The 13391-nt window shown below is 57.2% G+C and carries 14 protein-coding genes and 1 tRNA gene; 10 read left to right on the top strand and 5 right to left on the bottom strand.

Annotation, left to right across the window (positions count from 1 at the left end; all coding sequences use genetic code 11):
• Positions 1 to 218 precede the first annotated feature (218 nt).
• Positions 219 to 842: a protein-methionine-sulfoxide reductase heme-binding subunit MsrQ gene (gene msrQ, locus AC2FIC_RS18030; protein WP_271951856.1), complete on the bottom strand. Its 624-nt coding sequence runs from the start codon at positions 840 to 842 to the stop codon at positions 219 to 221.
• Positions 843 to 846: 4 nt separating this feature from the next.
• On the bottom strand, positions 847 to 1749 hold the full coding sequence (msrP, locus tag AC2FIC_RS18025; protein WP_282022431.1) for a protein-methionine-sulfoxide reductase catalytic subunit MsrP: 903 nt from the start codon (positions 1747 to 1749) through the stop codon (positions 847 to 849).
• Positions 1750 to 2003: 254 nt separating this feature from the next.
• Between msrP and AC2FIC_RS18020 the strand changes: the two genes are divergently transcribed.
• A complete protein-coding gene (locus AC2FIC_RS18020; RefSeq protein ID WP_496693100.1) occupies positions 2004 to 2819 on the top strand; it encodes a cyclase family protein in 816 nt (271 codons plus the stop codon).
• Positions 2820 to 2865: 46 nt separating this feature from the next.
• A complete protein-coding gene (locus AC2FIC_RS18015; RefSeq protein WP_496693101.1) occupies positions 2866 to 3489 on the top strand; it encodes a class I SAM-dependent methyltransferase in 624 nt (207 codons plus the stop codon).
• Positions 3490 to 3542: 53 nt separating this feature from the next.
• Here the strand turns inward: AC2FIC_RS18015 and clpB are convergent, their stop codons facing one another.
• Together clpB and AC2FIC_RS18005 are read right to left on the bottom strand one after the other, a co-directional pair.
• The gene (clpB, locus tag AC2FIC_RS18010; protein WP_496693102.1) at positions 3543 to 6161 is read right to left on the bottom strand and encodes an ATP-dependent chaperone ClpB; all 2619 of its coding nucleotides are present in this window, start codon (positions 6159 to 6161) and stop codon (positions 3543 to 3545) included.
• Positions 6162 to 6286: 125 nt separating this feature from the next.
• Positions 6287 to 6619 (bottom strand): hypothetical protein, encoded by a 333-nt coding sequence (locus tag AC2FIC_RS18005; protein WP_496693103.1) that lies wholly within the window; start codon positions 6617 to 6619, stop codon positions 6287 to 6289.
• Positions 6620 to 6758: 139 nt separating this feature from the next.
• Between AC2FIC_RS18005 and pyrF the strand changes: the two genes are divergently transcribed.
• Positions 6759 to 7463, top strand: a complete 705-nt coding sequence (gene pyrF / locus AC2FIC_RS18000; RefSeq protein ID WP_496693104.1) for an orotidine-5'-phosphate decarboxylase — start codon at positions 6759 to 6761, stop codon at positions 7461 to 7463.
• Positions 7464 to 7822: 359 nt separating this feature from the next.
• The gene (locus AC2FIC_RS17995) at positions 7823 to 9076 is read left to right on the top strand and encodes a DNA polymerase IV (RefSeq protein ID WP_496693105.1); all 1254 of its coding nucleotides are present in this window, start codon (positions 7823 to 7825) and stop codon (positions 9074 to 9076) included.
• Positions 9077 to 9078: 2 nt separating this feature from the next.
• Here AC2FIC_RS17995 and AC2FIC_RS17990 read toward each other — a convergent pair whose 3' ends face one another.
• Positions 9079 to 9939: an N-formylglutamate amidohydrolase gene (locus AC2FIC_RS17990; protein WP_496693106.1), complete on the bottom strand. Its 861-nt coding sequence runs from the start codon at positions 9937 to 9939 to the stop codon at positions 9079 to 9081.
• A gap of 148 nt (positions 9940 to 10087) precedes the next feature.
• Here AC2FIC_RS17990 and AC2FIC_RS17985 point away from each other — a divergent pair.
• The 6 genes from AC2FIC_RS17985 (at position 10088) to AC2FIC_RS17960 (ending at position 13312) form a co-directional block, all read left to right on the top strand.
• Positions 10088 to 10162, top strand: a tRNA-Val gene (locus tag AC2FIC_RS17985).
• 90 nt (positions 10163 to 10252) lie between these two features.
• Positions 10253 to 10378 (top strand): type B 50S ribosomal protein L36, encoded by a 126-nt coding sequence (gene ykgO, locus AC2FIC_RS17980; protein WP_008562923.1) that lies wholly within the window; start codon positions 10253 to 10255, stop codon positions 10376 to 10378.
• A gap of 185 nt (positions 10379 to 10563) precedes the next feature.
• Positions 10564 to 10950, top strand: coding sequence for a hypothetical protein (locus AC2FIC_RS17975; protein ID WP_271951870.1), 387 nt, complete (start codon positions 10564 to 10566; stop codon positions 10948 to 10950).
• Positions 10940 to 11461: a hypothetical protein gene (locus tag AC2FIC_RS17970; RefSeq protein WP_142639525.1), complete on the top strand. Its 522-nt coding sequence runs from the start codon at positions 10940 to 10942 to the stop codon at positions 11459 to 11461. Before AC2FIC_RS17975 ends, AC2FIC_RS17970 begins: the two co-directional genes overlap by 11 nt.
• A gap of 20 nt (positions 11462 to 11481) precedes the next feature.
• Entirely contained in the window at positions 11482 to 12048 is a 567-nt protein-coding gene (locus AC2FIC_RS17965) for a hypothetical protein (protein ID WP_271951874.1), read from the top strand.
• A gap of 247 nt (positions 12049 to 12295) precedes the next feature.
• Positions 12296 to 13312 carry a Fe(3+) ABC transporter substrate-binding protein gene (locus AC2FIC_RS17960; RefSeq protein WP_496693107.1) on the top strand — a complete coding sequence of 339 codons (1017 nt, stop codon included), beginning with the start codon at positions 12296 to 12298 and terminating at the stop codon, positions 13310 to 13312.
• The last annotated feature ends 79 nt before the right edge of the window (positions 13313 to 13391 follow it).

The raw sequence follows: 13391 nt of genomic DNA, 5'->3' as shown, positions 1-13391 counted from the left end.
CAGTGTGTCACAAGCGCCTCAGCAGCGCCGGTGAAGGGGGTTCTAAGCATTACAAACATACACCGCAAGCAGAAAATTCCCGAAACTCGCGAAAATCTTCAGAACTATTATTTAATGAAATAAAACAAATACTTACAAATAGTACCAGGCCCAAATACGGCGGCCAACCGCCAAGATGCGTACGGAAAATAGTGTTTCGCACAGGCTTACCGGCAGACTCAGGCCGAGTCGGGCGGAATCGCACCCCGGAATCGGCTCATCAGGGTCGAGATCGGTAGGCGCAAAGCAAGCAAAGCCAAAATCACGGACAAATAGATCAAGGGTTCGATCTGAAATCCTTTGGCCTGCATTACATAATGCACGCCCCCCAGAACTGCTGCCGGATAGACCAAACGCTGAAGCGCGCGCCAGCCCGGGCCAAGCTGCCGTACTGAAAAGTTGTTCGACGTCACGGCCAGTGGCAGCGTCAGAACAAATGCCGCCATACCCACAGTTATATAGGGGCGCTTCAGGATGTCCGCCCAGATCTGCCCGGGGGCCTGCACATCCAATACCAGCCAAACCAAAAGATGCAGACTGATATATATAAATGTCAAAACGCCCAGCGCCCGCCTGAACTTGATCAGGTTCACGCCGACAAACCTGCGCAGGGGCGATATAGCCAGAACAACAATCAAAAACTGCAATGCCAGTTTGCCGTACTTATGCTCAAGAGCCTCAATCGGGTCGGCACCCAAACCTCCGGTCAGCCCTTGATAGAACAGCCAGGGTGCCGGCAGGACCCCCAGCAAATAGACGGCCCAAACAGGGATCCGACGGAATATCTGGTTCAGCGCGCTCATACTCTCAATAATGCTTGGACAGATCCATGCCTTCGTAAAGCCCGGCGACCTCGTCCTCGTAGCCATTGAACATGAGCGTCGGGATGCGCTTGGCAAACAGCCCACCGCCGATTTGACGTTCCGAGGCCTGCGACCAGCGCGGGTGATCCACATTGGGGTTCACGTTACTATAGAAACCATATTCGCGCGGACCGGCCATGTTCCAGCTTGTCGGCGGCTCAACATCTGACACCGTAATGCGAACGATCGACTTGATGGATTTGAACCCGTATTTCCACGGAACCACCAGACGCAACGGTGCGCCGTTCTGGTTCGGGATCGGCCGGCCATAAATACCAGTGGCCATCAGGGTCAGCGGGTGCATTGCTTCGTCCAGCCGCAGACCTTCACGGTACGGCCAGTCCAGAACCGGATACTGAACACCCGGCATTTCATCTGGACGATAAGCGGTTTCAAAGGCCACGTATTTGGCGCCTTCCTGAACACCGGCCATGTTCAGCAGGTCGGCCAGTTCAAACCCGTTCCAAGGGATCACCATCGACCATGCCTCGACACAGCGAAACCGGTATATCCGTTCTTCGACGGTCATTTCGGACAGGATGTCCTTGAAATTGTAATCGCCGGGCTTGTCCACCAGACCGTCAATCTTGATGCTCCACGGCTCAGTAACAAGAGTATAGGCGTATTTTGCAGGATCTTCTTTCCGCGTACCAAACTCGTAATAATTGTTATAGCCGGTGATCTCTTCCCAGGTATTCGGCTCCAGCACCTCTTGCGCGGCTGCCCCCTGCGCCAGCCCTGCCAATCCGACACCCGCCATCCCGGCCATCATCTGACGCCGGTTCAGAAACGCCGCCCGGGGGGTGACGTCGGCATGTGTCAATGTGTTGGTCCAGCGATGCGCCATCTAAGTCTCCGTCTTCATACATCCTCTGAGGTGAGGTAGTCCGCTGATAGCACAGAGCCAAGGAAACAGGCCTCACGATTGAGCGACCAGTTTGTAACGTATCAGGGGGGTGAGGCTGTTGTCGCGGCACCACCTGTGGTCACCACCTTTACAACGCAGGCCTCAAAAATGCAGGCTGGGCCGCAGGTATTACCAACAAGGGAAAAGATGGACGACCCATCCAACGATTGAAATCCACCAGTGGGAGAAGAAGAATGTGTGACATCTGCGTTATGAATGCCGTCAAAGACAGAATGCTGTCGCGGCGGAGTTTCTTCAAAGCTGCGGCCGCCACGAGCGTTGCGGCTGCGACCACCGGAGCGATTGCACCAGCAGCGCTGGCCGCAGGTCATGGCGGGGTCGAGGACATGACCCATACGCTCAGCCCCGACTTTCCAACTTGGGGAGGCGAACCCGGCATTTCGGCCGAACAGGCGTTCAACTTCGCGGATCACGGCTTTAACCTGTTCCATTTGTCGATCAACGAACATACCGGCACGCATATAGATGCGCCTCTGCATTTTTCCGCGGATGGTATGTCGGTCGATGAGATACCGGTGACTGATCTGGTTGCACCGCTTTGTGTCGTCAATATCGCCGCCCGCGCGGCCGAAGACGCCGACACCCGCGTTACCCCGGACGATCTGAAGGCGTGGATTGCGGCCAACGGAGACATCCCCGACGGCGCTTGCGTGGCGATGCATTCCGGTTGGTCCGGCAAGACCGCCACGGACGGGTTCCGCAATTTCGACGGTGAGGCGCAGCACTATCCCGGGTTTCACGTCGAAGCGGCGCAGATGTTAATGGAAGACACCGGCGCGCGGTCGATTGCGGTGGATACCCTGTCGCTGGATCACGGCATGTCCGCTGATTTCGCCACCCACTATGCCTGGCTGCCCTCGGGCCGGTTTGGCATCGAATGCCTTGCGGGCCTGGATCGGGTTCCGGCCGCGGGGGCCACGCTGGTCATCGGCGCACCGAAACATGCTGGCGGCACCGGAGGTCCGGCACGGATATTCGCGTTGGTCTAAAGCCACGATGCACTAGTGATGCAGCATACCTTCAAAGCACGGACCGATGCCCAAACCCATTGCCGAAATCACGCATCGCTACGATACAGCCGCGCCCCGGTGGCGGGACAAGATGCGCGCGCTTGGGTACTATGATGGCTACCTAGAATTCCTGACCTCGGGATTGCCTGTCGCTGACGAAGTGACACATGTGGTCGATATTGGGGCTGGCACTGCGTCCTTCGCCGAGGCCTGGGTAGCGGTCCACGGAAAGCCGGCCAGGATAACCTTACTTGAACCCAGCGCGGCGATGATCAGGCAAGGCCAAAAGGCTCTGCGGGCGCGGGGGGTCGAACCAGAACTAGCCCAAGGGGTGCTAGGCAATGTCAATCTAGACCCCGTAGGCGTAGCTCTTGCGGCCCATGTGATTGAACATTGCGCAGATCCGTCCCAAGCCTTGCAAGACATTCACAGTCTGCTGCGCCCGGGGGGTCGCCTGTTTTTGGTGGTATCAAAGCCACATTGGTGTAACGCCATCATCTGGTTGCAATGGCGACATAAAACGTTTCAGCGCGCGGAGATCTTAGAGCTGCTAGATGAAGCAGGTTTTGATTGCGAAACGGTCTATTCTTTCCCATCTGGCCCACCCTCTCGGACAAGCCGGGGGTTAGTCGCAAAAAAACGCGGGTAAATTCAAGAATGGACCCACCAGTCAAGCGGGTCCATTCAACAATCAGTTTAGGTTCAATGCACCACGGCATCATCCGGTCGTGGTCGCTCAGACGTGCCCAGCCGATCGCCTATGATCAGGCCCTCGGCCCCGGCGGTGACCGGAATAGACTCACCATCCTTGATCTCACCCGCCAGCAGCGCCTCGGCCAGCGGGTTCTGCAAGGCGCGTTGGATCACGCGTTTCAGCGGGCGAGCACCGAAGACCGGGTCATAGCCCTCGTTGGCCAGCCATTCCTTAGCCCCGTCGTCCAGAACCAGCTCGATCTTCCGCGCGGCCAGACGTTTTTGCAGGCGCGCCATTTGGATATCGACAATGCCATCCATATCACCCCGTTTCAGGCGGTCGAAGATGATCGTTTCGTCCAGACGGTTCAGGAATTCGGGCCGGAAATGCGCCCGGACCGCATCCATCACATCCCGCCGTGCCTGTGCACTGTCGGCACCGTCGGGCAACTGGCTGAGCGCCTGAGAGCCGAGGTTCGAGGTCAGGATGATCAGCGTCTGCTTGAAGTCCACGGTGCGGCCCTGACCATCGGTCAGCACACCATCATCCAGTACCTGCAACAGCACGTTGAACACATCCGGATGCGCCTTTTCGACCTCGTCAAACAGCACGACTTGATAGGGCCTGCGCCGCACGGCTTCGGTCAGCACACCGCCTTCGTCATAGCCGACATAGCCTGGAGGGGCGCCGATCAGACGGGCAACCGCGTGTTTTTCCATGAACTCGGACATGTCGATGCGCACCATCGCGTTGTCGTCGTCGAACAGGAAGTTCGCCACCGCCTTGGTCAGCTCGGTTTTCCCCACGCCGGTTGGTCCGAGGAACAGGAACGAACCCAACGGACGGCCTTCGTCGTTCAAACCTGCACGAGCACGGCGCACAGCGTTGGACACGGCGGTCACCGCTGCATCCTGACCGATCACGCGTGAATGCAGATCGTCTTCCATCCGCAGCAGCTTTTCGCGCTCGCCTTCCAGCATCTTCGAGGTCGGGATTCCCGTCCAGCGTTCGACAACGCTTGCGATCTGTTCGGGGCGCACCGTCTCCTCGGCCATCATCTGGCTGCTTTCGGCGTTTTCGGCCTCGGTCAGCTTTTTCTCAAGCTCGGGGATGACGCCATAGGACAGCTCACCCGCCTTGGCGAGGTTGCCTTCGCGCTTGGCGATTTCCAGATCGGCCCGTGCCTTGTCGAGCTGTTCCTTCAGATCGCGCGCACCAGCCAGCTTGTCACGTTCGGCTTGCCACTGTGCAGTCATCTCGGCGGATTGCTCCTGCAGATCGGCCAGATCCTTTTGCAAGGTTTCCAGACGATCCTTCGATGCCGCATCATCTTCGAGCTTCAGCGCCTGCTCCTCGATCTGCATCTGCAGAATCTGACGATCCAGCTGATCGAGTTCTTCGGGCTTGCTATCCACTTCCATCCGCAAGCGAGCCGACGCTTCATCGACAAGGTCGATAGCTTTATCGGGCAGGAAGCGATCAGTGATGTAGCGATGCGACAGGGTCGCTGCCGACACCAAAGCCGAGTCCGAGATACGCACACCATGGTGCAACTCGTACTTTTCCTTGATACCGCGCAGGATGCTGATCGTGTCCTCGACAGTCGGTTCCTGAACCACAACCGGCTGGAACCGGCGCGCCAAAGCCGCGTCTTTTTCCACGTATTTGCGATACTCATCCAGCGTGGTTGCACCGATACAATGCAGCTCACCCCGAGCAAGCGCAGGCTTGATCAGGTTGGCAGCATCCATCGCGCCGTCGGATTTGCCCGCGCCCACCAGCGTGTGCATCTCATCAATGAACAAGATGATTTCACCGGCGGCTTCGGTCACTTCGGTCAAAACCGCCTTGAGGCGTTCTTCGAACTCACCACGGTATTTCGCACCTGCGATCAGCGCACCCATGTCGAGCGCGAGCAACTTTTTATCCTTTAGCGATTCCGGCACATCCCCATTGATGATGCGCAGGGCCATACCTTCGGCAATCGCGGTTTTACCGACGCCGGGTTCCCCGATCAGAACCGGGTTGTTCTTGGTGCGGCGCGACAGAACCTGCATCGAGCGGCGGATTTCCTCATCCCGTCCGATGATCGGGTCGATCTTGCCCTCAGCAGCCGCTTCGGTCAGGTCACGCGCGTATTTCTTGAGCGCGTCATAACCATCTTCCGCCGATGCGGTGTCAGCAGTGCGGCCCTTGCGGATGTCATTGATGGCTTCGTTCAGTTTCTGCGCCGTCACCGCGCCATCTTCCAAAGCATCCTTGGCTTTGGATTTCACCATGCACAGCGCCATCAGAATACGTTCAACCGGCACGAAACTATCGCCTGCCTTGGTGGCGATCTTTTCAGCTTCATCCAGAACTTTGGCGGTCTGACCATCCAGATAAACCTGGCCCGCATCGCCGCTGACCTTGGGAATTTTGGCCATGGACGCATCCAGTGCGTTAACGACACGGCTGGGCGCTCCGCCTGCGCGGGTGATCAGATTGCTGGCCAGCCCCTGATCATCGTCCATCAAGGCTTTGAGTATATGTTCAGGGGTCAACCTCTGGTGCCCCTCGCGCATCGCAATCGTTTGCGCTGCCTGCACGAAACCTCGTGCCCGCTCGGTGAACTTGTTCAAGTCCATATTTTGCTCCTTCTCTAAGCGCCCGGTTTTGACGCGCCCGCCTGGCAGCGCGCGTCGGTCTGGGCCTCACATTCAATCTGGGAAATATCTTGCACGGTTCAAGGGGTCTGCCAACAGAATCCAACCTACCGACGCGGCACAGAATAAACTGTATACCCCCCAGTTTTCGCCACAGAACGCGCACCGTACATATCGACAAGCGATTGCGCCGCATCGCTGCCTATCGGGCAGGAAACCAGATCGGCGGCGTCATCCAGAAAATCCACGGTAAAGGCGGATTCCCCCGTAACCTGACAGTCATCATCCATCGAACGATAACCGCCAATCAGCCGGAGGTTGTCGTTTGTCGGAGACCTCAGAACTGTATCAGCAGCCTCTTTTTCCAGCGCCATGTCCTGACACCCGGCCAGCATCAGCCCCGCGCAGATTGCGATAGTGGGTTTCGTAAACTGTCTCATTCCGAATTCCGTCCCAGTTGCACAACGCGATAATAGCACAGTCGGAAACCTCTGCCGTGATCTGAATCACGCAAGGCGCGCATGGACAGAAGCGCACGAAACCGTTAGGACGCAGACGTTTGCCAAAAAGGAGCCCCCAATGTCCGATGACCGCCTGATTGTAGCCCTTGATGTCCCCAACGCCCTGGACGGTCTGGCCTTGGCCGAGCGGCTGGGGGACAGTGTCTCATTCTACAAGATCGGCCTGGGAATGCTGACAGGGGGCGGGCTAGCCCTGGCGAACGAGTTAAAGCAGGATCAGGGCAAGCGCATCTTTCTGGACATGAAACTGTTCGACATCGGTAATACGGTGGAAAATGCGGTGCGCGGTCTGGCACAGTTCGATTTGGATTTCCTGACCGTACATGGTGACCCGCACGTGGTGCGGGCCGCCAAAGAGGGTGCGTCTGGCAAAGACCTCAAGATCCTGGCCGTAACCATCCTGACCTCGTTGAACCGGGATGATCTGGATGCCAGCCTGCTGAAGTCGGGCGATGTCCAGGACCTGGTTGTCGAACGCGCGGCCAAAGCGTTGGAGGCGGGTGCCGATGGCGTCATCGCCAGCCCGCAAGAGGCCGCGCTGATCCGTGCCCTGCCCCAAGCCGAAAATCGCTTGATCGTGACACCCGGCGTTCGGCCCGCAGGTGCCGCGTTGGGTGATCAGAAACGGGTCGCAACCCCGGCAACTGCCATCGGTGACGGCGCCGATCACATCGTAGTGGGACGCCCAATCTATCAGGCGCAAGACCCTAAAGCCGCCGCAGAGGCGGTGCTTGCAGAGTTAAATTCCTTATCCCGACACTAGGGCAATCCGGCTAAATCAGGCTAAATTTTCGCAAGAACAACCCGCAAACAGTTGACCTTAGGTCACTTTTCACCCGATCCGCGCCAAATCGTCCCTGTGCCCCAAAACACACATGCAAAACACGAGTTTCCACTGTGTGAACTGGGTTCTATCGAAAAATTCGATTTTGAGAGAATCTAAGTAGGTGATACTCCCCGCGGACCATCTCTTCCTGAGGTCCGTCACCTCCCCCCGCCACTTTGCGGGGGGCCTTCTTTTGGCAGATCTGGTTCCTACCCTCACTGTGCGGGTTTTGCCCGTGGCATGCGAATGATATAGTCACCGAACCTTACGGACCGCATGGAAGACGGGAAAAGAAAATGCCCGGCCTCTGCCGAGATTGCCTGACAGAACTGACGAAGGAACGCCGCTGCCCGGACTGCGGCAGCCCGCGCATCAAAACGCATCCTGAATTGTTTGACCTGTCCATCGCACATATGGATTGCGATGCCTTCTACGCCTCTGTCGAAAAACGGGACAATCCGGAGTTGGCCGACAAACCCGTCATTATCGGGGGCGGCAAGCGCGGTGTTGTGTCTACGGCTTGTTATGTAGCCCGGATTCGCGGCGTCCGTTCGGCAATGCCGATGTTCAAAGCGTTGCAACTATGCCCCGACGCTGTCGTGATCAAACCGCGCATGTCGGTCTATGCCGAGGCTTCGCGCCAAATCAGGTCGATGATGGACGAGCTGACGCCGATTGTTGAACCGCTTTCGCTGGACGAAGCGTTCATGGACCTATCCGGCACGCAACGTCTGCACGGTGCGCCTCCCGCAGTCATGCTTGCACGATTGGTCAAACGGATGAAGGACGAGTTGGGGCTGACCGGGTCAATCGGGCTGTCACATAACAAGTTTCTGGCCAAGGTCGCATCCGATCTGGACAAGCCGCGCGGATTTTCGGTGATCGGCGAGGAAGAGACATCCGCGTTTTTGAACGACAAGCCAGTGCGCCTGATCTGGGGCATAGGCCCTGCGGCGCAGGAATCGCTGGACCGCGCAGGCATACGCTTGTTCTCGGACCTGTTGCGCTGGGACCAAGAGGATCTGACCGCGCGGTTTGGCTCCATGGGCTACCGGCTGTGGCATCTGGCCCGCGGTCAGGACAAGCGCCGGGTTTCGGCACATGAACCGATGAAGTCCATCAGCAACGAAACGACCTTTTTTGAAGATACGGCCAATGCCGACATTCTGGATGGGCACCTTTGGCGGATGGCCGAAAAAGTCTCGGATCGGGCCAAGGCCAAGGGGCTGGCCGGGCGGGTTGTGACGCTCAAACTGAAACGGGCCAATCACAAACTCATTACACGACGCGTTTCTCTTCGCGATGCCACGCAGATCGCCGATCGGATCTATCGCACAGCACGGGCGCTGTTCGATCAGGTTGGTGATCAGGGCCCTTATCGGCTGTTGGGGTGTGGCCTGTCGGATCTGTGCCCCGAGGATCAGGCGGATATTTCAGGGGATCTGCTGGACCCGGATGCCTCGCGCAGATCGCAGGCCGAACGCGCAACGGATGAGATTCGCCGCCGCTTTGGGACGGATGCCATCGTCAAAGGACGTGCCCTTCGCTGAGGTTATTCGGCTGCAAGCTGCAGCGGCTCAGGCCCGATCCGCGCAATAACCATGATGATTTCGCCCAGGGTCTCTTTGAAGGCAGCGAAATTGTCATTCGGCTCGATCCTGCTTTCATCCATATACAGGGATCTGTCGATCTCGATCTGTACAGCATGCTGGTGGCGGCTGGGGCGTCCATAGGTCTGGGTCACATAGGCCCCGGCAAACGGCGTATTTCGGGCCACGCTCAGACCCGCCGAGACGAAAGCGGCCTCTATCTGTTCGACGACCTCTGGCGCTGCAGAGGCACCGAACCGATCCCCCAGCACGATCTCGGGACGTCTGGAATTGACTGTGGACGCAAGGGCCACGGCTTCGTGCGGCATCGAATGACAGTCGATCAGAATCGCCTGCCCGAATTCCTGATGCGATTCTGCCAGCAACGATTTGATCCGGGCATGATAGGGACGCCAACAGGTATCGATTCGCAGACGCGCCTCATCCATGGTCAGCTTACCGCGATAGATTTCTCGACCATTGGCGACCACACGCGGAATCACCCCCAGCCCGGACGCTACCCGCGGGTTATGGCCTTGGCGGCGCGCGCCCTGAATAAGGGCTGGATCCAGCTCTTCTGCGCTGCGGTTCAGATCGACATAGGCGCGTGGCATCATCGCCGAAATCAGTGGCGCACCATGGTCCGCCGCTGATGAAAATAACTGATCCACAAAAGCATCCTCGGAAGAACGAATCACATCTTGGCTGAGAACCGACCGCTTCATCAACCCATTTGGATAGTTTCGACCGCTATGCGGAGAGGAAAAAACCACACAGGACGTGCGCTTGGCAGGCATATCCAGTAGGTAAGCAGCGTTTTGCATGGCGACTCCTTGTTCGCACCAAACATAGACCGGAAAATAGTTCTACCAAACCCCTTGAACCCTTTTGCGACTCCTTTTATAGACCCCGCTACCGGCGCGGGGTTCCGCGCCCCATTTCGTTATGGGGTTGGCCACGCGACGGTTTCATGGGCGGTTAGCTCAGCGGTAGAGCACTTCGTTGACATCGAAGGGGTCACAAGTTCGATCCTTGTACCGCCCACCATGAACTCACTGCTTCGGATTTCCGGGGCACCCGCAAACCCAGGCGCTGGCCACGTCCTTGATGAAGGCGCCGCAGATTGGAGACAGACCCATGAAGGTCAAGAACTCGCTCCGCTCGCTCAAGAACCGGCACCGTGATTGCCGGGTTGTGCGTCGCAAAGGCCGCGTCTACGTGATCAACAAGACGCAGCGTCGGTTCAAAGCTCGTCAGGGCTAAGAACTGCACATACTGAATTCAAAGAACCGCGCCTTCGGGTGCGGTTTTTTTTGTCCGGCATTTCAACCAGATGTAATGCGGACGGAACTGCAGGAATTCGCTCAGAAAGTTCGGTTCTAAGATTCAACGTTGTGATAGGGCGATCTCGTGCTACGCTTTCCGTGATTTTATGACGGGAGGTCGGATTGGCCAACGATGATCTGGACAAGATATTCGGAACAACTCTGACCGACATGGTAGCCGATATAGGCCGCAGTGTGGCCCAGGCGGCCGAACAGCTTAGCATTGATCAGCTGAAAGCGCTGAAGAACTATCCCCAGGAACTGCGCGATCTTGGCATCCCGCCGGTCTTTTATCACATGCAGGATGTCGATGTGGAACTGAAGGTCGTCATGGAGATGAGCAGTTCCACCGAAGAAGGCCAACGCAGCAGGATTGGCACCTTTATTTTTGGCCCGAAATTGACTCAGACAGACACGCTCGATTCCAAAAGCGCGTCCACGATGCGAATGCGTTTCGCGCCCGGTCCCGTAGATGAGAGCAGATCTTTGGATGGCAATGATGGCAACTAAGAAAGTCAAAGCCCCCAAAAGAGCGCCCATAGATGTCCGCGTCACCGAGATGCCCGAGGCATTCACCACTCTGCTTCAGTCACTTGAAAACCGCATGACGGCAATGGAGGCGCGCGAAGTCGCGCTGCTCGAGACGATCAACGACCTCCAAGAACGGATCGACGATCTGGAAGAAGGCAGCGGCGGCATGTTGATGGGCGCGGGTAACCCGGTGATGAACCCGATGGCCGAGGGCCGCGCGGCAATGGGAGCGGACGATCCTGACACACAGGTCGTCAACGCTCAGGAATTCTCGCAAGCCCTGGGTGAACAGATCCTCGCCGGGTCTGATGGCAGCAGTGATTTCACCATCGACAACGTCAAAGTCGAAGCGGTTGTTGGGTTGGGTCAGGACGGCACCAAAGCCCAAATCGCGACGAATGCCCGAAAACAGGCGATCAGCCAGAACGCATCCAAGGTCACTTTTTCCGTCAGGAGGCGGACCGCCACGCAAATTATTGAGAAAGACTGAATTAACAGAGGAGATTGGAAATGAGTATCGGGCAGGAACTGCTAAACGTCCCGTTTGCGGAAATGGTTCAAAAGCTTGCGCTTTCCGTTGCCGAGTCGCAGACCGAGTTGGATCGACATTCTACAGATGTCGCCAAATATATGGCCGATCAGAAGATCCAGCTTCCGGACCTGTCCAATCCCAATGGCCCCCCCAAAGAATTCAGTTTGGTTTCCATGGGCTTTCTACCCGCATTCTACGCGGTGCAAGAAGCCGAAATTGAGGTCAAAATGGCGATCTCAATGACTAAGCAAACCGAAAAAGCGGGCAGCGCTTCGGTCAAAGGTGGTTGGGGCCCTGTCGCAGCGCAGGTCAATGCCAGCTATTCCTCGCGCTATGCTTACAGCCAAGAAGGTGCAAGCAGGCTGACCATCAAACTGGCCCCGGCCGATCCTCCGGTCTTGCTGCAGAAATATATGGAAGCTGTCACACAGGTCATGCTGAAAAAAGAACCGGTGTTGACCGACGACCCAGACCCTGAGCCGGCCCCCGCACCTGTCCCGGACCCGTCTCCACCTGAACCTGAAAAAAGACAGAGAAAGCGCTAAGCAGCATCTCTCGATCTTTCAGTTTTTAAATCAACACGACTAGGCCAGCCATGACGGCGTAGCCAGGATCGGCTTTGCCGACCCTAAGGCCCCGCTGTGCCGCACCACTTGGTCGGGGCCAGCGACATGTTGGCAGTGATTTGACCAACTAATTTTGTCGGAATTTCTTGCATCCCCCTGAGAATCGTTTAATTGACCATTTCAGTCGGGTTATTACCCGCGCCGATTTTCAATGTTGGGACACATGATGCTGAAATCCTCTACCTGCGTTGCCGCCGCCCTTACGGCCCTGATCGCGACCTCTGCCGCTGCCGAGGGCGAACTGAACCTTTATTCTTCGCGCCACTACGACACCGACGAACGCCTCTATTCCGATTTCGAAGAGGCCACCGGTATCACCATCAACCGCATCGAAGGCAAAGCGGACGAGCTGATTGCTCGGATGGAGGCCGAGGGCGCGAACTCACCCGCGGATATCTTGCTGACCGTTGATACCTCGCGTCTGGCGCGTGCCAAGAACGCGGGTATCCTGCAGCCGGTCGAAAGCGCGGTTCTGGAAGAACGTATTCCCGCCAACCTGCAGGACGAAGACAACCAGTGGTATGGCTTTTCGCAGCGCGCGCGGATCATCTTCTTTGACAAGGCCGATGTGACCAACCCGCCCGCGTCTTATCTGGATCTGGCCAAGCCCGAATACAAAGGTTTGGTCTGCATCCGGTCGTCCAGCAACACCTATAACCAGACCCTGCTGGCCTCGATCATCACAAACCACGGTGCGGAAACCGCCAAGACCTGGGCCGAAGGCATGGTCGCGAACATGGCGCGCGAACCGCAAGGCGGCGACACTGACCAGCTGCGCGGCATTGTTTCGGGTGAATGCGAGATCGCCGTTTCGAACTCCTACTACTTTGCCCGTGCAATGCGTAAAGACGTCAAAGGCCTGAGCACTGAGATTGACATGATCGGCGTCCAGTTCCCGGCGCAAGAAGCCGAAGGCGCGCACATGAACCTGTCCGGTGCCGGCGTGGCGGCAAATGCCCCGAACAAGGACAACGCGATCAAGTTCCTAGAATACCTCGCCAGCGATCAGGCGCAGGTCTATTTCTCGAACGGCAATGACGAATTCCCGGCGGTCGAAGGCGTCGCCCTTGCGGATAACGTGGCAGCGCTGGGTGAGTTCAAAGCCGACGAGATCAACCTGTCCCAGGTCGCCAAAAACATCCCCGAGGCACAGAAGATCTTTAACGAGGCCGGCTGGAAGTAATCTTTCATTCTATCGAGCAGAAGGGTGCAGTTTTCTGCGCCCTTTTTCTATTGTGAAGTTATGTTTTCTGGTCAATAAT

It is taken from the genome of Ruegeria sp. CDSC079, from assembly GCF_059610505.1.
Note: the sequence above shows the minus strand (reverse complement) of the source record. Positions and strands in the feature narration are given on the sequence as shown.